Annotated in this window: 28 protein-coding genes and 1 pseudogene; 11 read left to right on the forward strand and 18 right to left on the reverse strand. The window is 43.7% G+C overall.

The genetic code is table 11. The features are described 5' to 3' along the window. Nucleotides 1-2 precede the first annotated feature (2 nt). From ViNHUV68_RS08505 to sctW, 4 genes are read right to left on the reverse strand one after another with little or no spacing between them, the layout of a single operon-like run. A complete protein-coding gene (locus ViNHUV68_RS08505; protein WP_391087345.1) occupies nt 3-398 on the reverse strand; it encodes a YscX family type III secretion protein in 396 nt (131 codons plus the stop codon). Continuing rightward, nucleotides 398-769, reverse strand: a complete 372-nt coding sequence (gene sycN, locus ViNHUV68_RS08510) for a type III secretion chaperone SycN (RefSeq protein WP_391087348.1) — start codon at nt 767-769, stop codon at nt 398-400. The genes ViNHUV68_RS08505 and sycN overlap by 1 nt, the downstream gene beginning before the upstream one ends. Next, the gene (locus tag ViNHUV68_RS08515; protein ID WP_391087351.1) at nt 756-1,040 is read right to left on the reverse strand and encodes a TyeA family type III secretion system gatekeeper subunit; all 285 of its coding nucleotides are present in this window, start codon (nt 1,038-1,040) and stop codon (nt 756-758) included. The genes sycN and ViNHUV68_RS08515 overlap by 14 nt, the downstream gene beginning before the upstream one ends. Continuing rightward, nucleotides 1,021-1,920 (reverse strand): type III secretion system gatekeeper subunit SctW, encoded by a 900-nt coding sequence (gene sctW, locus ViNHUV68_RS08520; RefSeq protein WP_038172585.1) that lies wholly within the window; start codon nt 1,918-1,920, stop codon nt 1,021-1,023. Before sctW ends, ViNHUV68_RS08515 begins: the two co-directional genes overlap by 20 nt. Before the next feature lie 187 nt (nt 1,921-2,107). Between sctW and sctN the strand changes: the two genes are divergently transcribed. From sctN to sctU, 8 genes are read left to right on the forward strand one after another with little or no spacing between them, the layout of a single operon-like run. Next, entirely contained in the window at nt 2,108-3,430 is a 1,323-nt protein-coding gene (gene sctN, locus ViNHUV68_RS08525) for a type III secretion system ATPase SctN (RefSeq protein WP_391087355.1), read from the forward strand. Continuing rightward, nucleotides 3,427-3,891, forward strand: a complete 465-nt coding sequence (locus ViNHUV68_RS08530) for a YscO family type III secretion system apparatus protein (RefSeq protein WP_391087358.1) — start codon at nt 3,427-3,429, stop codon at nt 3,889-3,891. The genes sctN and ViNHUV68_RS08530 overlap by 4 nt, the downstream gene beginning before the upstream one ends. An 8-nt stretch (nt 3,892-3,899) precedes the next feature. Further along, complete coding sequence (locus tag ViNHUV68_RS08535; RefSeq protein WP_391087361.1) at nt 3,900-4,661, forward strand: type III secretion system needle length determinant; 762 nt, start codon at nt 3,900-3,902, stop codon at nt 4,659-4,661. Beyond that, nucleotides 4,658-5,620 (forward strand): type III secretion system cytoplasmic ring protein SctQ, encoded by a 963-nt coding sequence (sctQ, locus tag ViNHUV68_RS08540; RefSeq protein WP_391087364.1) that lies wholly within the window; start codon nt 4,658-4,660, stop codon nt 5,618-5,620. The genes ViNHUV68_RS08535 and sctQ overlap by 4 nt, the downstream gene beginning before the upstream one ends. 1 nt (nt 5,621) lies before the next feature. Beyond that, entirely contained in the window at nt 5,622-6,272 is a 651-nt protein-coding gene (sctR, locus tag ViNHUV68_RS08545; RefSeq protein ID WP_038172593.1) for a type III secretion system export apparatus subunit SctR, read from the forward strand. Nucleotides 6,273-6,287: 15 nt separating this feature from the next. Beyond that, nucleotides 6,288-6,554: a type III secretion system export apparatus subunit SctS gene (gene sctS / locus ViNHUV68_RS08550; protein ID WP_391087367.1), complete on the forward strand. Its 267-nt coding sequence runs from the start codon at nt 6,288-6,290 to the stop codon at nt 6,552-6,554. Further along, a complete protein-coding gene (gene sctT, locus ViNHUV68_RS08555; protein ID WP_391087370.1) occupies nt 6,551-7,345 on the forward strand; it encodes a type III secretion system export apparatus subunit SctT in 795 nt (264 codons plus the stop codon). The genes sctS and sctT overlap by 4 nt, the downstream gene beginning before the upstream one ends. Continuing rightward, nucleotides 7,342-8,394, forward strand: a complete 1,053-nt coding sequence (sctU, locus tag ViNHUV68_RS08560) for a type III secretion system export apparatus subunit SctU (RefSeq protein ID WP_391087372.1) — start codon at nt 7,342-7,344, stop codon at nt 8,392-8,394. The genes sctT and sctU overlap by 4 nt, the downstream gene beginning before the upstream one ends. A gap of 42 nt (nt 8,395-8,436) precedes the next feature. On the opposite strand, the gene ViNHUV68_RS08565 is transcribed toward sctU, so the two are convergent. The 14 genes and pseudogenes from ViNHUV68_RS08565 to ViNHUV68_RS08630 form a co-directional block, all read right to left on the reverse strand. Beyond that, the gene (locus ViNHUV68_RS08565; protein ID WP_038172600.1) at nt 8,437-9,600 is read right to left on the reverse strand and encodes a VopS family T3SS effector adenosine monophosphate-protein transferase; all 1,164 of its coding nucleotides are present in this window, start codon (nt 9,598-9,600) and stop codon (nt 8,437-8,439) included. A gap of 3 nt (nt 9,601-9,603) precedes the next feature. Continuing rightward, entirely contained in the window at nt 9,604-10,041 is a 438-nt protein-coding gene (locus ViNHUV68_RS08570) for a hypothetical protein (protein WP_038172602.1), read from the reverse strand. 141 nt (nt 10,042-10,182) lie between these two features. Then, entirely contained in the window at nt 10,183-10,842 is a 660-nt protein-coding gene (locus ViNHUV68_RS08575) for an HrpE/YscL family type III secretion apparatus protein (protein ID WP_038172604.1), read from the reverse strand. Then, entirely contained in the window at nt 10,821-11,486 is a 666-nt protein-coding gene (gene vscK, locus ViNHUV68_RS08580; RefSeq protein ID WP_038172605.1) for a SctK family type III secretion system sorting platform protein VscK, read from the reverse strand. The genes ViNHUV68_RS08575 and vscK overlap by 22 nt, the downstream gene beginning before the upstream one ends. Further along, nucleotides 11,479-12,219 (reverse strand): type III secretion system inner membrane ring lipoprotein SctJ, encoded by a 741-nt coding sequence (gene sctJ / locus ViNHUV68_RS08585; protein ID WP_391087378.1) that lies wholly within the window; start codon nt 12,217-12,219, stop codon nt 11,479-11,481. Before sctJ ends, vscK begins: the two co-directional genes overlap by 8 nt. Nucleotides 12,220-12,221: 2 nt before the next feature. After that, nucleotides 12,222-12,569: a type III secretion system inner rod subunit SctI gene (gene sctI / locus ViNHUV68_RS08590; protein ID WP_391087381.1), complete on the reverse strand. Its 348-nt coding sequence runs from the start codon at nt 12,567-12,569 to the stop codon at nt 12,222-12,224. Continuing rightward, on the reverse strand, nt 12,566-12,925 hold the full coding sequence (locus ViNHUV68_RS08595; protein WP_038172610.1) for a YscG family type III secretion system chaperone: 360 nt from the start codon (nt 12,923-12,925) through the stop codon (nt 12,566-12,568). Before ViNHUV68_RS08595 ends, sctI begins: the two co-directional genes overlap by 4 nt. Before the next feature lie 3 nt (nt 12,926-12,928). Then, entirely contained in the window at nt 12,929-13,180 is a 252-nt protein-coding gene (sctF, locus tag ViNHUV68_RS08600; protein WP_038172612.1) for a type III secretion system needle filament subunit SctF, read from the reverse strand. Beyond that, nucleotides 13,164-13,400 (reverse strand): EscE/YscE/SsaE family type III secretion system needle protein co-chaperone, encoded by a 237-nt coding sequence (locus tag ViNHUV68_RS08605; protein ID WP_038172614.1) that lies wholly within the window; start codon nt 13,398-13,400, stop codon nt 13,164-13,166. The genes sctF and ViNHUV68_RS08605 overlap by 17 nt, the downstream gene beginning before the upstream one ends. Then, nucleotides 13,387-14,694 carry a type III secretion system inner membrane ring subunit SctD gene (sctD, locus tag ViNHUV68_RS08610; RefSeq protein ID WP_391087385.1) on the reverse strand — a complete coding sequence of 436 codons (1,308 nt, stop codon included), beginning with the start codon at nt 14,692-14,694 and terminating at the stop codon, nt 13,387-13,389. The genes ViNHUV68_RS08605 and sctD overlap by 14 nt, the downstream gene beginning before the upstream one ends. Further along, nucleotides 14,600-16,464: pseudogene (gene sctC / locus ViNHUV68_RS08615) on the reverse strand (type III secretion system outer membrane ring subunit SctC). The gene sctD and the pseudogene sctC overlap by 95 nt, the downstream one beginning before the upstream one ends. Continuing rightward, complete coding sequence (locus ViNHUV68_RS08620) at nt 16,461-16,889, reverse strand: YscB family type III secretion system chaperone (protein WP_391087388.1); 429 nt, start codon at nt 16,887-16,889, stop codon at nt 16,461-16,463. Before ViNHUV68_RS08620 ends, sctC begins: the two are co-directional and overlap by 4 nt. Before the next feature lie 13 nt (nt 16,890-16,902). Continuing rightward, nucleotides 16,903-17,889 carry a T3SS regulon anti-activator ExsD domain-containing protein gene (locus tag ViNHUV68_RS08625; RefSeq protein WP_038172620.1) on the reverse strand — a complete coding sequence of 329 codons (987 nt, stop codon included), beginning with the start codon at nt 17,887-17,889 and terminating at the stop codon, nt 16,903-16,905. A gap of 147 nt (nt 17,890-18,036) precedes the next feature. Beyond that, nucleotides 18,037-18,843, reverse strand: a complete 807-nt coding sequence (locus ViNHUV68_RS08630; RefSeq protein WP_391090299.1) for a helix-turn-helix domain-containing protein — start codon at nt 18,841-18,843, stop codon at nt 18,037-18,039. 672 nt (nt 18,844-19,515) lie between these two features. Between ViNHUV68_RS08630 and ViNHUV68_RS08635 the strand changes: the two genes are divergently transcribed. From ViNHUV68_RS08635 to ViNHUV68_RS08645, 3 genes are all read left to right on the forward strand, one after another. Beyond that, the gene (locus tag ViNHUV68_RS08635) at nt 19,516-19,962 is read left to right on the forward strand and encodes a CesT family type III secretion system chaperone (RefSeq protein WP_391087391.1); all 447 of its coding nucleotides are present in this window, start codon (nt 19,516-19,518) and stop codon (nt 19,960-19,962) included. A gap of 12 nt (nt 19,963-19,974) precedes the next feature. Beyond that, nucleotides 19,975-20,256 (forward strand): T3SS regulon translocated regulator ExsE2, encoded by a 282-nt coding sequence (gene exsE2, locus ViNHUV68_RS08640; RefSeq protein WP_038172626.1) that lies wholly within the window; start codon nt 19,975-19,977, stop codon nt 20,254-20,256. Nucleotides 20,257-20,616: 360 nt separating this feature from the next. Beyond that, entirely contained in the window at nt 20,617-21,714 is a 1,098-nt protein-coding gene (locus ViNHUV68_RS08645) for a NapC/NirT family cytochrome c (protein ID WP_391087394.1), read from the forward strand. Nucleotides 21,715-21,723: the final 9 nt, after the last annotated feature.

The following is a 21,723-nucleotide window of genomic DNA, read 5'->3' on the forward strand; positions in this document are numbered from 1 at the left end:
CACTAAACCTCAATCAGTAAGTGAAGCGCCATGGTCAGGTGATTTTGTTCTAACTGGCTCGCCTCTAGAGTGGTTGTGGCTGAAATGATCGATGGAGAGTGATATTGGCAAGTTAAGTTCTTGAGATTGTGTAAGGTATCCTCAAACTGCTGACGGTATTTTTCTGGCCTCAAGAGTTCCAGCTGTGAAAGCTTGAGAGTAGCAAGCCCTAATAAGTGCTGTTCTGAAAGACGAAGTTGATACAAACGCGGTAAATGCGTCGCCACCGCTTGGCCGGCTGGAGGTAGTTGAAAACGTTGTGGCAATCTATGTTGCAACTCGCCGCTACCGAGATAACCTGAGGCCTCGATACCTACATTTAACGCACCTACATTATTTAATGAGCTTATCTTATTCACTAATTCACCATATTGTTATGCAGCCGAATAAGCATTGCCAACGCTTGCTCTAGCGATGGATGTGTAACTTCTTCGCCTGCCATCTGTGCACTGAATACCAAAGTATTTTCACCTAGCAAGCTGGCGCGCACTAAAAAGGGCCATCCCTGCTCATCGTTACAGATCGCCAACGCACGTTTAATCAGCTTGGCCGATTGAGACCTCAATATTTCCCTTGCAAGCATCATGAACAACATACCTTGGTGTTTTTCTATATGTAACGTTCCACTGCATTGAAACGTCAGTTGCACTCTCCCTGAACAAGAAAAGTCGACATTCTCCACCCCCATTGCGCGACAAAAATCATCGACTGAATCATCAATCCAGTTCATCTTGCCACGCTTGCTCTTCTTCTTGGTCGATAGCGTCAGTAAGTGCCGTCTGTACCGCACGTAACAAGTTTTGTCTCTGCTCTGCATCGTTAAATACATCAACTGGTATCTGCCTAATCAGGTTGTGCAATTGATGAAGAAAGCGGATTCTTAATACGCTGACGGCTAGATCCATCGAGTCTGCAATTGCGCAAACGGCTTCACTGTCTACCCAGTGCTGTTCAATCAAAGCGATGATGTCAGCCATTAGTTCAACCCCTTGATTGGCCATAGATAAGCCTTTGTGATTGCAGCATCAAACACACCTGATTTACCTGATCTTGAAGCGTATTGAGGATTTTTAGTTTGTGCATATCAGACATGAGTAACTGAAGCTTTACTGAATCAATCGTGCAACCTTGTACACTTAAATCTGCGCTCATCGCCTGCAACATGAACTCAACCGCAGTAGAGACTTGCTGTGAACCAAATCGTTCGACAACATCGTGATAGGCGGCGCTTAATCCTTGATAGCTATGCACGCTATCGCGGTAAAAGCCGCGTAATTGGTGGAGGCTACTGAACGCTTGTTCGCGGCTAAAATCATCTGCAAATCGAGACACCCGAATCTCAGTATCAATTCTCGACCAATAATCTGTATGCTGCTCCATATGCTGCACGGCGTGATCGATAACCTCTAACAACGGCATATTGTTGACACTCGACTCTAGAGACTCCTTAAGTACTTTTAGCGCTAAATATTGATGACTTTTCTCGCTTGAGAAGCCATCAAGATACGTTTGTAGCTGCTCGATGGTGGCAATATTGCCATCTGATATTTTGCTTGTGAGTTCTTTGAGCGTCTGTTTTTTTTCTAAATCGGGGACTTTTCTTAAGTATTCTGAGAGCTGTTGATTCGCTTGTGTCGATCGCGAAAAGCGATCTTTGATTGCTCGTTTTGTTAGATCTTTTTCAGCCTTTTCTGAACCGAGTGACGTCAACTCTTCCATCGCATCGAATACTGAATATGCGGCGTTATGAACGGTGACCATTTCGCCCCGATAGCGACCTTTTGCATTCACCATAGTCGAACTACTCTGTTGTTTATTTGAGTCCATTGAGGGTTCAAACTTTGTATTCAAACTGGTCACATTGTGACTGACTGTACTCATTCATTGACATCCGTCGTATGTAATGTGAAGCGAGTATAGGGTTCAAATTAGGGTCGAACTGTCAAAATAAGGCGCGTTTTTTTAGGGCTTTTTAAGCATTCTAAAAACTCTCGACTGATATTCGATATAAATAGAAAGTCCATCTCTCTATGCTCACAACCATCAATCATTACTTCTTAAAACTACTTTGAACCAGTTTTCTTATATAACCGATTGCCAACACGCGGCGATTGAGCAATCTCGCCTGATCCAGATTCGTGGCCGTGTAACCCAAGTAACAGGCACTATAGTCAAAGCCGTCGTTCCGGGTGTACGTGTGGGTGAACTTTGCGAACTGCGTAACCCTGACCAGACATTGTCTCTGCTGGCTGAAGTAGTCGGCTTTCAGCATCCCAATGCCTTACTCACACCATTGGGAAACATGTTAGGGATTTCATCCAATACTGAAGTTATTGCGCTGGGTAAAATGCATGAGGTCAGTGTTGGTGAACATTTACTCGGAAAAGTACTTGATGGCTTAGGTCGTCCACTAGATGGTAGTCAGATGCAAGCCCCCTTTCGTTGGTATCCGGTGTATCGAGATCCCCCCCCTCCGATGCAACGCAAACTGATCAACAAACCTATTTCACTGGGTGTCCGTTGCATTGATAGCTTATTAACTTGCGGTGAAGGTCAGCGCATGGGCATTTTTGCTGCCGCAGGCGGTGGAAAAAGCACCCTGCTTGCCCAATTAATTCGCTCTGCAGACGTGGACGTAACGGTACTTGCTCTGATTGGTGAACGTGGACGTGAAGTTCGTCAATTCATCGAACATGATCTCGGTGAGGAAGGTATGGCTCGCTCAGTATTGGTGGTCTCGACCTCTGATCGACCTGCCATGGAACGTGCTAAAGCAGCTTTTGTCGCCACTTCAGTTGCAGAGTATTTTCGCGATCAAGGTAAGCGCGTCTTGCTTTTAATGGACTCAGTGACCCGTTTTGCACGCGCACAACGTGAAATTGGTCTAGCCGCTGGTGAGCCTCCTACCCGTCGAGGTTATCCACCTTCTGTTTTCGCGGCACTACCAAAACTGATGGAAAGAGCGGGACAGTCTGACCAAGGATCGATTACGGCGCTCTATACCGTTCTTGTCGAAGGCGATGACATAACAGAACCAATCGCTGATGAAATACGCTCAATTCTAGATGGCCACATTATTCTGTCGAGAGATCTGGCCGCCACCAATCACTATCCAGCTATTGATGTTTTACGTTCTACCAGCAGAGTGATGAACCAAATCATTGAGCAGTCACACCAAGATTCGGCGAACCATATACGTGAAATGTTAGCGAAATACGAACAAGTCGAACTGCTAATAAAGATCGGTGAATACCAAAAAGGCACGGATGTACGGACTGATCTGGCCATTGAGCAGCATGAAGATATTCGGACCTTCTTACGTCAAGAGACTCAACAAACCAGCAATTTAACTAGCGCAATCAAACAATTGAAAGAACTAACAAAACAATGATTAACCAACTCTTGCACATTAAAACTGTGCGCGCCGATAAAGCACACAGAGCGGCTCAACAACAGGCGTATCACGTATCGCGAGCTAGCACAGCACTCGACAAATCACAGCAAGCCATAAATGACTACAACCAATGGCGTGAACAAGAGGAGCGGCGGCGCTTTGCTAAAGCGCAACAGAGTTCGGTTTTGCTCAAAGAGCTCGACACACTTCGGCAAGAAATCGCCCTGCTACGCGAACGTGAAGCCGAGCTAAAGCAACAAGCCGCTGAGGCAAAAAAGCACCTAGAGCATGAGCGAATGGTGTTTGCGCAAAAAAAGAAGCTCGCGGTAGTAGCGTACAAAGCGACAGAAAAATGTGCACGCTTGTATCAACAACAACAACAGACCGAGAAAGCACGCTCAGAACAATATCAAGAAGAGTTAGACCAAGAAGAATTCCGTACTATCGCAGTAATGTAGAGGTAATCATGAAGATTAAACACAGCATTGATGGTCATAGCCAGATAAAAACCAAACCAGTTGATGCCGACCAAAAGGTAGGCAATCAATGTGGTGGATTACAATCGCGTTTTGAGAACGCGATGAAAGGCAAGAAAGTAACAAGCAAAAACAGACCCACTAAAAATGATGTCGAGGGGCAAACCAAGCCACCTTGTCACTTAAAAGACATGTTCAAACAAGACTCCTCACATTCAGCAACCCAACGGTATGGCTGTGCACTATCGCTCAAGACCAAAGATGTAGAAGTAATGTTGGAAGCATTCAATGACAGCGCTCACAGCCAAGAGGACGTTGGTTATCCGAGTTCTCATCTGGCAACACAAGGTGAGTCAATAATACCAAGCATGACCAAGAAAGCATCTCTGCCGGCATCAAAAGCGCAGTCTAAATTTATCAACCAACTGGTTGAACACATTAAAATATCGATTCCCCATTCAAGTCCTGGAAAAGAAGTTCGTTTGTTGCTCAATGACGGTCAGCTCCAAGGGGGGGAGATCCAAATAAAGCGAGATAACCAAGGGTATCAGGTCATCATTCGTCAAGAGCATGCGCATTCGGTGATCAATCAACAAGCACGCCAAGATCTTACCGAGCGTTTAAGCCGTGTGGCATTGGATCACCCGATTCGACTCTTAATCACCGAACAGAGCGAGCATCAGCATGATCAGCAACACTCTCGACAACAACGAACTATTTATGATGAGTGGCGTCATGAGGACAATCTATGAACTTACCTCTTCCTAGATTGGCGGCAAATAGCATAGCGCTGATCAATCGCCTCTGCGCCAGACAATCTTATTTTCAAGACGAAAACGGCGGTAGTTTATCTATCACGATGGCCTCAAACCCTGAACTAAAAGGCTATCGACTCTCTGCGCTGATAGGCAGTCAGACCGTGATGATTGATTTCGCCTCTGCACAATTGCAACAGTGGCTAAGTCACATTCTTAATGAGGCCTGCTTTGATTCAATACCTGACTCTTTGCAACTTGAGTTACTCGGATCTCAACTAGAGCCTTATGAACACCAGCTCAAAAAACAATTTGGTCTAATGCCAGTATTAATCAAACTTGAGCCACTGTTAACGCCAGCTTGCCAACAAAAAACACGCTTAATGCTCACCATCAAAAGTCGTGAACGTACCTTTTGTTTATGGGTAAACCAAGGTAACGAACCGCTGCTTGGTGCTCTGCCGCAACGCTCAAATAAAGCGAATCAACATATCAGCTTACCGATTTGGCTTTGTCTAGGCTCAACCCAAGTTTCTAGCGGCGATTTTTCGGCACTCAGCCTGGGAGATGTGATCTTTTTTGACCACTGTTACGTTGCGAATCAACACGTTATTTTCCAACTATCGGGCTCAGCCCTGTGGCGATGTCAATGGCAAGACCACACCATCACCATCTTAGAAAAAGAGAACACTATGAACAAATTGCACAACCAAGAATCTATTTCTGATCCTCAGAAGTTACCGATTGAATTAACCTTTGATGTAGGACACCAAACGGTAACGCTCGAACAACTTGGCCAACTCCAGCCTGGCTATGTTTTCGAGCTCGACCAAACCACGACTAACCCCGTGTCGATCAGAGCATATGGTAAGGTAATTGGTGAGTGTGAGCTGGTCAACGTCAACGGCAAACTAGGTATTCGCCTACTGACAATTTTCACTGGCGAGCAAGCCTAATATGATCGAATTAGCAGATGAATTCAATCTCATCATCAGTCTTGCCTTGCTGGCGTTGATTCCATTCATTGCGATGATGGCGACTTCATTCGTCAAGCTTGCGGTGGTTTTTTCATTGTTACGTAACGCATTAGGGGTTCAACAAATTCCGCCAAATATGGCGCTGTATGGCTTAGCCATCATTTTGTCGATTTTTATTATGGCACCCATCGGTTTTGAAACTTACGACTACGTCGCCTCACACAATATTTCGATAGAAGACTCTGCCAGTGTTGAAGGATTATTCGAAAGCGGCATGCAGCCTTATCGTAACTTTTTGAAAAAACATATTCGCGCCACCGAAGCGTTATTTTTTACTGATGCGGCTCGGAGTTTATGGCCCAAAAAATACGTTGAACGTTTAGAGTCAGATAGCTTGCTGCTGCTGTTGCCGGCCTTTACCGTCAGTGAACTAACGCGTGCATTTGAAATTGGATTTTTGTTGTATCTGCCGTTTATCACCATCGATTTAATTGTGTCCAACATCTTATTAGCGATGGGGATGATGATGGTGTCCCCGATGACCATTTCGCTCCCTTTTAAGCTCCTGCTCTTCGTTATGCTAGATGGCTGGACCAAACTCACCCACGGCTTAGTGCTGAGTTACCGCTGAGAAGGCATCATTGTAATGAATCCAACCGACATTATTCACAGTGCAACTCAAGCCTTAACTTTGGTTCTGTTTCTTTCTCTTCCGCCGATCTTGGCGTCAGCCTTAATAGGCACACTGGTGTCTTTAATTCAGGCGATAACCCAAGTTCAAGAGCAAACACTCGGCTTCGTGTTTAAGTTAATCGCCGTGATCATTACCTTGTTGATCACCGCTCAATGGATGGGAACCGAGTTACATTCCTTCGCCGCGCTAATGATGAACACGGTCTCGTTGATACGATGAACGACAACAACCTCAACCAAGCGCTGTTCATTTACAGCTTAACCTTACCTCGAATGATGGCATGTTTTATCTTTTTACCGATTCTAAGTAAGCAGGTGTTAGGTGGCGCAATGATACGCAATGGTGTTTTATGTTCGTTAGCCTTGTTTGTCTTCCCCGTGGTTGACCAGCACACGCTATCGACCAAAACTGACCCACTTTGGGTTATCACTATCCTTGGCAAAGAAGTGCTGTTAGGGCTATTAATCGGTTTTATCGCGGCGGTACCATTTTGGGCAGTGGCAGCCAGTGGTTTTCTAATTGATAACCAACGCGGCGCAGCAATGGCGAGCATGTTTAACCCAATATTGGGCTCGCAATCGACGCCAACTGCTGTGCTGTTGACTCAGACAGTAATTACATTATTTTTTTCCGGCGGTGGCTTTATCGCCTTTATGTCGGCCCTTTTCAAAAGCTATCACTCTTGGCCTCTCATCGACTTTTTCCCAACCTTTACTGAAGCTTGGGTTGGTTTTTTTTATCAGCAATTCCAACAGATGTTATGGTTTGGAGTGCTGATGGCAGCGCCACTGGTTCTAGCGATGTTTCTGGCTGAATTTGGCTTGGCACTAATCAGTCGCTTTGCTCCACAGCTCAACGTATTTATTTTGGCGATGCCCGTTAAAAGTGCTGTCGCCAGTGTGTTATTGATCTTTTATCTTGCTTTGATGATGGGTCAATACCAAGCCTTGTTTCCTAACACCTTGATATTTGTCGAACAGCTCAACACTATCTGGCCGAGGACGTCATGAGCAGTGAAAAAACAGAACAACCGACGGCAAAAAAACTTCGCGAGGCTAAACAGAAAGGCCAGGTGGCTAAGAGCCAAGAAATCGTTTCTTCAACACTGGTAATTGTCGTCATGGCCGTACTGTTAATATCTGCCGAATATTACCTCAACCACCTATCTGCACTCTTGCTCTTGCCAAGTCAGCTCGCTTATCAGGATTTTCAACACGCTCTACCCGATGTGATATTCTTGACGGTCAAAGAAATGCTCTACCTCTTAGCTCCGCTGAATATCGTTGCCGTTTTTATCACTCTAATCGCCAACATCGGACAGTTCGGGTTCATCTTCAGCGTAGAATCAGTCACTCCTGATATAAAAAAAATCAATCCAGTCGAAGGGGCAAAGCGAATATTCTCGCAAAAAAGTGTGATTGAGTTTATCAAATCGACCCTTAAGGTGACTTTATTGTCGAGCATTATCTGGGTCACGCTACAAAGTAACCTAAACTCCTTAATGCACATTCCTACTTGCGGGCTTAACTGTCTGCCAACCATCACAGGTGTCTTACTTAAACAGCTGATGATCACCTCATCAGTTGGCTTACTCATTATTGCAGCGGCTGATTTTGCTTACCAAAAACACGAGCATAACCAAAAACTGAAAATGAGCAAAGACGAGGTGAAACGAGAATACAAAGAGATGGAAGGTAGTCCAGAAATCAAAAGCAAACGCCGCCAGCTACACCAGGAGCTACAGGCGTCAAACCAAAAAGAAAATGTCAAACGTTCTAATGTTCTTGTCACTAACCCAACGCATATTGCTATTGGCCTCTACTATAAAAAAGGCGAAACCCCTCTCCCTATCATCACCTTTAAAGAAACCGATACGATGGCAAAACGCATGACCGATATCGCACAACAAGAAGGTATACCTGTGATGCAAAAAGTGCCACTCGCTCGCGCCTTATACATCAACGGCCAGTTAGATCAATACATTCCAAGTGACTTAATTGAAGCGACCGCCGAAATATTAAGATGGGTCGCCTCTTTAGAACCACAAGACAGAGAATAGTCTTGAATTTCACATCAACAATGTGCCGACGCTGACTCGTGTTTATTTAATACCGTGGAGACGATTTTCTGCATTCAGCGACAATGGATTAAATGCGTCATTACGTAATTCAGCAATCGCATACAACAGTCGGCCCATACGCCCATTGCCATCGGTGAAACCATGATAACCAATCACCCCCGCAAGCAGATGCTTGCCCAAATCCCTGCTAGAGACTGTCTTATTGGCTAAGAAGGACTCCAAATGCTGTTTAAGCATAGCTTCCCCTCCGATACTGGAAGGCAGCGTGCCACCGGAAATATTGGGACCACGATAATCTCGCTCTAAATTGGGTACGAGTCGCTGATGAAGTTGCTTAAGATTATTCATATTCAGTAGATCTTTGTCACTCGATGCGTACTCACTGAGCAATGCACGAATATTCTCAGCATCATTACCCTTTGTGTTTGAAGCATTAATAATCCAAGCGACTGCACGATCGACATTACTCACCAATTTAGTCGGGTTGAAAGTGCTTTCAGGCAAAATCTCGGCGTATACACCTTGACTCAAGTCAATACTCGCAAGTCCTTCGATATGTTGCTGAGCCGATTTAAGGTGCACAATTTCCATATCGAAAATGGCTTTCATTTGGCCAATGCTAGACGTTGGACTTTTTTGCAACGCCGCAACACCTCCCCCATAATCGGCGACGACTCGGCCTGCTAGCGCACAAGCAGCCCCTTTGCCGATAAGTGACGTCAGTCTTTTACCTGAGTCAGTATCGAGCATGGTTTCGGTCATTGCTCTATTCGCCAACTGACTAAACTCTGTACTATTGCCGCGCATAATTTTAGGGTCAATTTTTTCAAATGTACTTAGCACATCGGCTGTCGTATTAATGTCGCCATTTTTAAACAGCATTCTCGCATGCTCTACCGAAGAAGGGGTTTGTAATCGCTGAGACTGACCGTATTCATTATTAAACATGACCTCACCAATCGCTTTAGCAACCGACTGTGGGCTCCCTTCACGAAACAGTTTCTCCGTCGCTTCAAAGAAACGAGAAGCCGAATCAGCTGCCGAACTGACACGTATAAACTCTTGCGTGGCCACATTAACTTTATACTCTTTGCCGCCAACGCTGAGTTTTCCTTCCCTGAATATTTCATCCCGAACTTGAGGCATTGCCGCTCGTAACGCACTAACGCTGCTAAAACTAACCATAAATTAAATCCTTATTAAAGAACCTAGTGATGAATCTATATCTAACGCCTGATTGACTGGATTGATGAAGTGTTGTGGTCGACTAGTCACAGTTTTGATCCAATCAATGAAGTCCACCATCAATTGCTCTAACAATGACGCGGTTAAAAGGTGTTGATCAACATGAACAAAGCCAACCAACCCAAGATCTTCATCCCAATACACTGCAGGGTCACCATTAACGATGGCGTTTTTCATCAGTTGAGTGTGCCAGTCTAAGCCGGGTTTTCTATCTGAAACCAAACCAACAATGGTCAGCCGGTCAATGCTGACATTAACGGTCAGAGCGATACCGTGGTCTACGATCAGACGACAACAATTATCCCTATCAAAGGCGAGTCCCGAAATGCTGCATCGCTGAGCAAACTCAGCAAGTACAGAGGTCATCCATCCATTTATCATGCGCTAAGCTACTCCAGTCTCTTGGCATTAATTTGAATGGTGATTTTTCTCTATTCTCCGTTGTTGATATGCCAATAAGCGTCGGACTTTTATCGTTTTAAGACCGCTACTGCCAGATAAAAGAGGAAGTTACCCTGATCACTACCGATAATTCATCGATGGTTCGCTATTCACATCAAGCTGGCGATCACTCAGTTGTTTGACCATGGCTTGCTTCAACGCATCAAGTTGACTATCGATACTGGCATCAACGATACCGACCTCGGTTTCAAGAATACACCCACCGCTTGTTAAACGAACATCGGCCATCACGTTGACATAAGCCACTTCATGAAAGTGACTTAACATTGTCGACACTTTTTCACGAACATTTCGTACTTGATCTGGATGGACATACAATATGACCTGTTTCTGGTTTGCTACTTGCTGTAATGCTTCACGTACAACATTGAGGGTGATATCGGCATCATCAAAGGTATCAATAATCTTACGCACGGCATCAAGCACGACTGCGGTCATTTCTTTCTCCACCTCTAAATAATAATTATTGCACTTTGCCAAAGTCAGCAACATCGTTTGCGCATGTTCTATCTTGGCTTTTTCTAACCCATCTTGATAACCACTTTGTTTCTCGGTTTCGTAAGCCAGTTGCGCCTTAGAGACAACATTTTTAGCTTGTGAATGCGCCGCATCTATCAAGTCCTTAGAATCCAAATAGCTCAAATAATCGTGCGCTTTAAGGACTTTAAGACCGGGGCTGAGCTGGACGTTGTCTGCTTTTATTTCAACAAATGAAAACATTGTGGAATTACCTGCTTTGCTATTTTTTTAGTTAACTGATAGGCCAAATCATGTTGGTTTACATCAAGCCATGGGGATGAAGATTGAGAAACAGACTCGGATGACTTTAACTTGAAACGCCAGCGTTGATGAAGACTCTCGGGAGCATCTCGCAACAAGAAATTAAACCAAACTAGCCCCAGTTCTCGCGCGCGAGTTTTCAAGCCTACACAATCAAATTGGCTAGGTAGGCTTTTTTGCCACCCTAATGGCCAGTTTGAAAGCAGCATAGGCCCTTGCTGAATACAATATCGAGCACCAGTCATTCCAAACACTGAATTTAAGTGCTGTTTAGGCTCTTTCAACACAATATGACGCATCGCTTGACAATGAAGTACGCCGCCAACCATGATGATAAGATCATTGAGTGGTTCTAATGGCAGAAGGGCAAGACTGAAGCTGGGCACATTAAACGCCGTTTCAGAAACTGGGGTGACTCCCCACTCTCGCAAGCACCATTGATTCAGAGCGGGTCTTTTTCGCCAGCCGCCAAGGTTTTCAAGCCAGGGCAACGGTTGGGTTAACCAGGTTATGTCAATGTATTGGCATGGGCAGTAATTGAAGTTATACACTGCCTGACTAAATAGCGTTTCAGGATTATCCACGTTTTACACTCCTATAACACCAATACGTCGCGATATTTGAGCCAACCAGTAGCACAAATAAAACAAGTAACAAAACAATAAAGCGATTCGTTGAAGTTTTTGACACTTGGATAGATAGAATACTGTCGTACTGTTTACCTTGAGGCATGGCACGACCTTGTGCAGAAGGAACCATAATGACACTAATTCGATCGTAGCTAAGTCCTTCAATGCTGTTATTTACCAGTAATTTTATTTGCGGAATATAAGAATCTAAAACAACATCAGCAGCATGTTTGATAAACACTGACGCCGAAGCTAGGGTTGGATCCTCTCCCGGGCGTAAATCTTTTTCTTCCGACACAACATGAACGCGAGCAACCAGAACGCCATCAATCTGAGACAGCGTTGATGAAAGCTCTTGAGATTTTGCGTAGATCAAGCGAGCGCGCTCAGCGAGAGGTGAGGAGATAAGATCGTTTTTAGGGAAGACTTCTTTTAAGCTAGAGAACTCCTCACGTGGGTACCCTTTATTCTTGAGTGTATCCACCGCAAAGGCGATTTGCGAGCGTTCAACCAAAAGCTTTACCGTATTATCTTTGTCAGGTTCTTTGTCGGCGTTAACGCCTTCCGACAACAAGATCGACAACATTTCGTTGCCTTCTTTCTGGCTGATATTTGTGTATAACTCAGTTTGACATCCGGAAACAAACACAACCACGCTCAAAGCGAGAATACGGATTATCTCTTCCATTTTTACTGCGCCTTTAGCAAAGTTTCTACGTTTTGTGTTGTTTTACCCACGGTTTTAGCGATCAACTCTTCTTGAAAAGTAATTCGTGTCAGCGCCCACTGCATTTCAAGCAATTTCGCCGGATTGTCACCAATCATTTGCATATTTTCTTGGAGCGCACTTTTAGCATTATCGATGTTGGATTTGAGCTCGCTAATATTTTCGAGCAATCCGCCCTCTAAGCCTGCATCGCTTTCTACGACCGACATTGCTTGCTCAAAACGCTCTTTGAGCTCATCTTCAATCTGCGCATCTTGCACCTCTTCTAGGCTAGTTTGAATACCTGAGCGATAGCTTGAATCAATAATCATAGAAAGTTCTTAAGTTCTTGCGCAAAACTCGTTGCGAATGCTTGGCTCTCTGGATTTACTTGTTCGGCTTGGATTAACCAATTCTCGGCTTTAGTGATCTGACCGGCTTTACCTGCGGCTAAAGCGGCAAACGAGATCAAACAAGGATAGGTTGAGCACCAAGGGGTAAGGAGTTGCTCAGCTTGCTGATACTTCCCGCGGTTCATTAAACTCATGGCACGAATCATGGCGACAACTTCTGCCGTATCTTGCTCTTGAGCGAGCGAATCAGCGATAGTTTCAGCAGCGGTGTGATGATGAATTCCCGTGGCCATCAGAGCGGTCTCAGCCAAGAGCTGACGCATTGCTGTGTTCATGATCTATACCTTCTGTAAAATAGATTGCATCACGTCTTTGATCGCTTTTGTCGTAGTCGAGTTAATGTTATAGATCACTGACCACTGATTGATGGTGTGTTGCAGTTCTGCAAGCTTCGAAGGATCATCGGCATTGGCAGACAGATTCTCGATCGCCTTGTTAACGTTTTCATTAGCCTTCTTGGCTTGCTCTATGAGCTGGTCTTTGACTTGGTCTAAATTGACCGATGTGGAACTATCATAGAAAGACGTCATAAGCATTCTCCTTAACTTTGTTTGAAACGTAATTTTTAATGACGGTTTGCGCGGCAATATACGCCTGGTGTTGAGTTGTTAACATTTGATATTGCTGAGGGACACACCCTTGATCTAGCTGCCGTTTAACTAAGAGCTGTGCCTGAAAAAGCGCTTCAATAATTTTATTTGCTTCTACGCCATATCGGTCATTATCTAGAATTTTCTCAAGATTTGTCATGATTGTTCTCTTGTCTAAAGTTCAGCTCGACATTGATCACCTGACCTCCTTTAACCAGTTTAATCGCTTGCGGAGTAACGCTTGAGATGCGGTAGCCCTGAGGTGTTCTTGACCCAACCATGTACCGAACATCATCATTCAGAATGACGTAAGGCGCATGACCAAAATTGACACTACGAAAAGGGAAATCAACCCTGTTTCCTTTGCTGACGTTAGGCATCGATTTGAGAACTAAATAAGGTATCTCGCCGAGTTGCTGCCTAAACTCGCGCGCCACGCTATAGAATCGAGCGGTTTCTTGTTTACTCAACTCGCCCCTTATCTCAACGTGATCGCCATTAGTGATAATGTGTACTTTTTGCAGTAGTGATTGTTTTTCCAGAAGCCGTTTAAGTGTGTCTAGATAAGCACCTGAGTGCTGTAACTCGGTTTTCCATGCCACTAAGCCAGGAACATCTGTTGCTAGAATTTGTTCGACTTCACTCCAGTGACTGGCATCATCGATATAGCCAGTGAGTAGTATTGTTCCGGTCTGCTCACCATTTTCAACATTCACTTGGTGGAAACCAAGATTATGTAAAACGAAGCGCACACTACGTTGAATTTCTTCCATCGTGCGCAATTCACTTATGTAATTGATACCAAGTTGATCAATGTCGTATAGCAACTGCTGTTTTTGCTGGTAATCCGCTACATATCCCTTTAATACAACTTGATTATCACTGGCATTCCACTCAACACTTACATCCTTAAATCCAAGCCGCTTTAAAACATGTCTCACTTGTGCCACGGGTTCGATTTCAGTGGTTATCGTATTGATTGTATTATTTTCTTGGCGATAAAATACTCCAGCTAAGATCGCACTCGGTAACACACTGCACAACACTCCAATTACGAGTACTCGTGTCCAATTTGGCTTTGCGATTCCGTCAAAATATGGTTCATGCTTGCTCACACCTTTTGCTGGCTCGAAAGTAATCAATGCATCTTCGACATAACCAATGGCAAAGTGAACCACACCAACGACGACTACACTGCCACGCTCTAAATTAATCCCTTGTCCAATGACGTCAATATGATCTCCATGCACCGTGGCAATTCTGCAATCGCTTAATGTCACGTAATCATCTCTGCATTCGAGTGTCAGATGGTGGGGGTCTACCCCCGCGTCAGATAACACCAGATCGGCACTATAATCATCACTCCCCAGAACCAATGAGCCTGGAGGTAATGACACTTCTCCCCCTGAATGCACACCGGACAAGATACGAATTTTCCATTGCTTGCTTGTCATTTTGACTCCTCAACTCGACTGGGCGCACGTAATGCGATTCTAAATCACACAGAGCGACTTTGATTCGCCAACCAACTTGTTCAGTTTTACGCTGATAAAGCGTTAACGCTGCTTAAGCACTTTACTGTCGTTGGAGAGACTATCTCGTTGTCCGAACGGAGGTCTTAGGTCATATTGATTGTCGATAAAAACATTATCGCTAATCCCGTCAACTACGATCCGAGGCGATATAATGAACAAACGAACCGTGCGGCGAGTTACACTGGTCTTGCTGCTAAACAGTGCCCCAAGGAACGGGATGTCTCCAAGTAAAGGTACTTTGCGCAACTGCTGACTGACTTCATCACGATAAATACCGCCAATCAGCAAACTCTGTCCTTGTTTCACCGTCGCTAATGTGCTGATTTCTGTCTTACGAACGGAAGGCAAATCATCCACACTACCATCCGGGATCTCCGAACCATCTTCGAGGTGGAGGCTTAAGTTAATCTCAGGGTGCTCGACGAAACGATCACCAACAATACGCGGGACAATTTTAAGCAGCGTGCCGTAACTGACCTCTTCAAGTGCTGTTGTTTCAGACCCGAGCAATTTAACGTAAAATGTATTGCTGTTGTTCAGCACCGCCTCGACATTTTCTTGCGTCAACAACGTCGGTCTCGACACCACTTTTGCACTTCCCTCTGATTCAAGTAAGCGAACTTGAGCTAGCATGTAATTTAAATTGCTGGCATCCAACAAAGATTGAAACGTCGCACCACTACCTAACGTGACGTCACCGCCAGTCACATCGCCTGTCGTTTTAATGTCGAGAATACGGTTACTACCAACCGAGATACCCGCACGCCAATCCACACCAAGCTGGCGGATATGGTTAGCGCTGATATCCACTATTGATAACGCGACCTCAATTCTTGTTTGAGGCTTATCTAACTGTGCCACTAACTGACGATAAAGAGGCAATCTTGCTTGTGTATCGCGCACAATGACGGCATTCAACCCTGGCTCGGCTTCGACTGTCGCAAGGCCAAGTGTGGGTGGATTAGCCTTTATTTCTCTTGGCTTTTCGTCTGCCATTTGATGATTCACCGTGACAACTTGCGTTTGAACACCCGACACTAATCGCCGTAACACGGAAGCGACGCCAGGAACGATAACCTTCTGATTTCGATAGGAAACCTCACGATCAGTCGCAGACGCATACCTAAGCGGAATCAGTTCCACAAACAGTTCATCAATTGGGTTAGCTTGGCGAAGTATACGGCTCTCTAACGCTTGCGCCGTTTGAACGATCAAATCTAGGTAATCCGGTGGTCCAGACAAATAAACAAGGCCTTTATCCTCAACCGCTCGCCAATGAAAGCGTGGATCCCAGACATTGGTAGACATCAACGTACTACGTAATTCTCGTGTGGTGAGAGTTTCGAGTTGAAGAAGTCTCGAACGAATTCCATTGGCTTTATAGACATGTAACACCGCTCCATCGTAATACCACATTAGGTTGTAGACTTGAGCCAAGTAATCAAGAAATTCGTTTGGGTGCTGTGGGGTAAATCGACCACTCACCTTTTCACTGATTTTATCGCTGACAACCACTGCAACAGAATAATTAGCACCAAAGTTATTCAGCAGTTCCTTCAGTGAGTCATCATCTGCAAAATAACGAAACGGACGATGATTAGGCCAATCAAGAGGTGCAGCGGCTAAGTTATTGACACCAAAAGCTAATATTAAGCTAACCAATAGCTGCCATTTTCTGATGTGCTTCATGGCAACCACATAGTATGACGCTCGATATGATTAAAGCCTTCTGGTGTTAGTAGTGCGCTATAACGCTCACACCTATCGATATGTTGCGACAAAAGGGCACAAAAACGCGCATAAGATAACTGTTCACATCCAACTTTAGCCTGAAGCACCAAGCTCTGATCGTTGTTTACGGTCAACGTATTTAGGCCATCACGAAGCGTCTTTAATGAAAATTGCATACAGCGCTTTAGCATCTGCTCACCTTGAAAGTCTAAGTCCTCTGCAAACGTAAATGGCAACGTGGTTTCCCATATTATCCAAGAGGAACGCTGCTTGATTTCGAGACTAAATAGGTCAACATCAATATTAAAGGCGCCCTTTTCATCAGGCGTAAAAGCCCTAATCCCTCGCTCAGAAGCAAGAGATTTCATAATGTCGTTTAGCATAGTGATGCCTTAATTAGCTATGACTGAGATGATTAAAAGCGTAACCACACTGACCACTTTGAACATCAAAGTAATAGAGATCAGCTTGGCTGACTGAGTGCATATCTCGAAACCACTGCCACAACTTAGCAACTGCATTCAAGTCACGATAAACATGATCACACGCCTCCCAGATCTCATTCAGTTCGGGAGCAAACTCAGTTATTTTTTTACACCAAGCTTCCCAAGCGACAAAGAAACTGGGTGTGATCATGGTAAACTCAGCCAACGCCTTTAATTCATCAAGATATGGCTGCCAAATTTCTAATGACAATCGATATGAATTAGCCATTTCTTGATGATTCACTTCGAGCATTTTAAGTTGCTCTTTAACACTTGTTTGCTGAGATTTGATCAGCTGTAGTTGCTGCTCGATATAAATTGAACTCGTTTGAGCTTGTTGACTGGCTAATTTAGTCCAATACTCTTTTTGAATCTGAAGTTGGCTGTTTAATTGCCCCATTTCAGCAACTCTGGAGAGCACATCCTGATCGGTTTGGCGCTTGAGCCACTCGGTTATCGCCCCACATAGGCACACCGCCAACGATTTTGGCGTTGCTAAATTATAGCGATAGCCAATATGTTGATTAATGTACGTCAGCCGTTGTTGATTATTTTCAAAAACTTGGTTTGAACTAAGTCTTGACCCCACTTCTAAAAACAATCGCATCGCAAAACGGTCTAGCGGAGTGTCTAACATTTGATAGGTCTTTACGACCTGAGCCGAACATAAACTATCAACCACGTCTCTATCTAAAAGCCTCTGCAACAAAGACAGTTGCTCGTGACTGAGCACACCCTCACTTAAAAGCTGACGGTGGCTGACATTGACAACATTTTTATGTGGCGTTTGCCTAGAGGATCTATCGTGGCGGACACCACTATGCAAAACCGTAACCTTTCGCTTGATCACCTCGTTATCTGAAAAAAGCGAACGGCGTCGCCAATGCTGCTTTTTCATCTCGTCTCGTTCTCCTCCCCCCTTCGAACACTACGGAACGTAAGAGGTGACATTAGTCGTGGGTATTGGTCTCTAATTAGATGATCATATATTGAGTTACATCGGTATACTTATAATAAAAGTCACAAAGTATTAGCTTTTAGTCACTTATTTAGCAATAATAACCCGTTCATCCCCCGAACGGACTTTACTTGGCGTAGTACCAAAACGACGACGATAACTCTGAGTAAAATAAGATTGGCTTGAAAAACCAGCCTCCATTGCGATATCAACGATGCTCATATTACTCGTCAACAACAACTTGTGTGCATACAATAAACGACGTTCACTGATCCATGCGCGTGGAGGCATGCCATAATGTTCATTGAAGAGTTCTTTGAATGTAGTGAGACTGGCACCAAACTCATGGGCATAATCATTCAACTTCCATTCCTCTAAATAGTACGTTTCCATAAAGCGTCGCAGTCTCAGTGAGGTTCGACTGGTTAATTGAGAAAGTAAAGAATAAAGTCGCTCTCCGCCTGGACTGTGTAAAAGAAGGATTAACATTTCTTCGTATTTTAAACGCATGATCGCATCAGGATAAGACTGCTCTTCCAATGCTTGCATCCCTGACAGAACTTGCTCAAGCAGTATATTTAAATCAAAAGTAAACAAACCTGAAACCACTTTATCGGCTGTCGCCAAAGTCATCAGCAGATCACTGTGCTTTTGTAGTAATTGACTCACCAATTCATTCCCAAACTCGATGATTATCGAGTTATATTTACGACCAAATGCCGAATATTCAAACAAGTAATCACCTTGTGACAGAAAAATCCCGCTGCCAGCCAGAACATTGACTGTGCACTCACCAGTTTGAACTTTTAATTGTCCATTAAGCACCACAACAACCTGAGAATGATCTGAGTTCAATACCTCATCCTCTCGATAATAGGTTGAAAGCTTACGCATTTTGCCAAAACCAGAATTGGCTTTATCTGTATTTCGTTCTTCTGACACACTCATCTTCTGACCTTCACCATACTCACTTACCCCGTATTTTCAAAACGGGAGGCATAATGCAATATCGAGAGCTATCGCTGCCAACATTTAAAATATTATTGTAATTTAAGAGAAGAGCACAGGAACTTGAAAACGAACTACACTCTATTTTAGAAAATAGACGACTTTAGAACAATTAATTAGTATCTAAAATAAAAATCTACAGATGTAATTTTATTCTGACAAAAGAAAACTGAATCTTTAGAGGCTAACTTAAAATAACTTATAACACAACTTTACAAGTCCGAAGAATGAATATATGACAAGATAAGTTAATCACAGTGTTTAATTTATAATGCTTCAGTGTTGTATTACATTGGCTTGTAGGTGTATAGCATGATTTTTTACTGCGTTAGATTTGTAAAGCACATACTTTATAAATAACATACCGTGATTAATACGGATAAATAATATAGAACTAATTTGTATTTGTTCGAACATGACATCATCACCCTTCCAAGTTCTAAATGTGAATAAAAATTAGATCCGACTGATGTATAAAAAATATCTTCTAATTGTTATAAACATCACGCTTACAATAACATATGCTCGACTGATACTTCCACAGTAAGGAACCTGCATATGTCAGCACGCCATAAAATAGATGAGGTGTTAACTCAGTTTGCTCATCAAATAGGCTTGCCTGAACTATCACTAGTGAATAATGAGTTAAGCTTAGTGTTCGATGATATCCTTCGAGTTCATATCATCTTTCACTCAGAAATTAATGCAGTACAACTAGAGTCGGAAGTTGTAGATTTAAAAGCAGTCAACAGTGATTTATGTCGTTCACTATTGGCATTTAACAATCACTGGTCCGATTTTGGCGTTTTTTTTGGTTTGGATAACCATCGAGAAGTTTTATGTTTACATAAAATACTCAACATCGAGACCTTTGACTACACATGTTTTGAGTCCTCACTGGCAGAACTCATATCGCAAAGTGAATCATGGATGTCACTGCTCACCGCTTTTGAAAATAACGAGCAAGGTATTTCTGAACCTAACCATGAAGACCTGAAAGTATAGTATGGGATGACTATGTCAAACGATATTCAAATCACGAAAAACAACTTCAATACCCATGACTTTAACCAAATCAAACACACTAACCTCGCCCCGACGAAAAAGTTTCACGGTCAGGTTGTTGCTATTATTGATCCTACTATCCACCAAAATGATAAGCGGCAAGCCAAACTTTCTTTGGACCAACAATTAACGCAACTGAGTGATCTCCAGCATTGTAATCTAGTTATGTCTAACGACAGGGTCCAGCAAATTATAGAGACACTTTATCAACGAAAAGTACAAATCATCGAATGATTTTGATCTGCTGTAGACTTGCTTGGAAACATGTCAGTGCTCAGCCGTTACTTTATATTTTTCTCCTGCCGCTCATTTCGCAAAAACTCACCACACAAAGAAATTTATTAAATAAAATCAGAGTCTTAAACTCTATTACATCCCTCTACTTACAGGAGGGCAATATTGAGAGATTAATCACTAATAACAATGTCAACTCGTGAAACTATTGCTTAGATTGATTAAATCAGCGATCAACCCCTCAGATATAAACATTTTAACCATACAAAAATCATGGTTATGAGCAAGATCAACCATCATGTACCACTAAAGGAGTAGATTGCGACAGAGCACAAAAAACATCAAAGGTTGGTGCACATTATGTCAATTAGAAAACGTTATATCGCACTAATTACCGTAATAGGTATCACTATAGGGTGGCTGACCCTCGGAGGCACAGCCGCAGTTATGCACTACACGTCAAGCACCGAGTTCTGCCTCTCATGCCACACTATGCAAATCCCCTATGAGGAGTATCAAGGCTCGATTCACTTTACCAATGCCAAAGGCATACGAGCCGAATGTGCTGATTGTCATATCCCATCAGACCCTATCGATTATGTCGTGACAAAAATTCGTGCGTCTAAAGACATCTATCATGAGTTTATTACTGGCAAGATTGATAGCGAAGAAAAATATGAAGAACACCGTATTGCCATGGCTGAAACCGTCTGGGCGCAATTGAGGGCCAACGATTCAGCAACTTGTCGTTCTTGTCATACTCATGAAGCAATGGACACTTACGAGCAGTCAGATGACGCAGTCAAAATGCATCAGTACGGACTAGACAACAAGCAAACTTGTATTGACTGTCATAAAGGTGTTGCCCACTTTGCTCCCGAACCTGAAATGGACAGTGCCGCCTTCGACAACTTGATGGCATTCACTGAGCAAACCGATCCACAAGCCAAGCAAGTTTATCCGGTCCAGTTCGTCCAATTGGGTGATCTTGCCACTGTTAGCCCAACAACTGAACTAATGGTGTTAGCCTCCCAAGGAGACAACGCCCGTCAAGTTCAGCTTGATGGCTATCAAATGAAAGGCGCAGAGCAAGTGCTTTATTTTGGTGAAGGGCAACGCGCGATTATCGCCACCTTAACCGAGCAAGGCCAAGCCGCCTTACAAGTGGGAAATTACATACAAGACGAATACGGTAACGAATGGCGTTCCGCCAGCTTAGTTGGCGATATTGATTCACCGGTTCTTTCAAGCCAAAAACCGTTATGGGAATACGCTGAGCAACTCGACACGGTCTACTGCTCAACCTGCCATTCCAAAATTCCCGCAGGGCACTTTACTGTCAACGCATGGGGCCCTGTTGCGAAGGGAATGGGCGAACGCACTGATATCTCAGATTACGACCTAGAAGTGCTGACCAAATTCTTCCAATACCACGCCAAAGATGTGGTAGGCCACTAAGAGACAAAA

Source organism: Vibrio sp. NH-UV-68 (assembly GCF_042940635.1).
Lineage (GTDB): Bacteria > Pseudomonadota > Gammaproteobacteria > Enterobacterales > Vibrionaceae > Vibrio > Vibrio pacinii.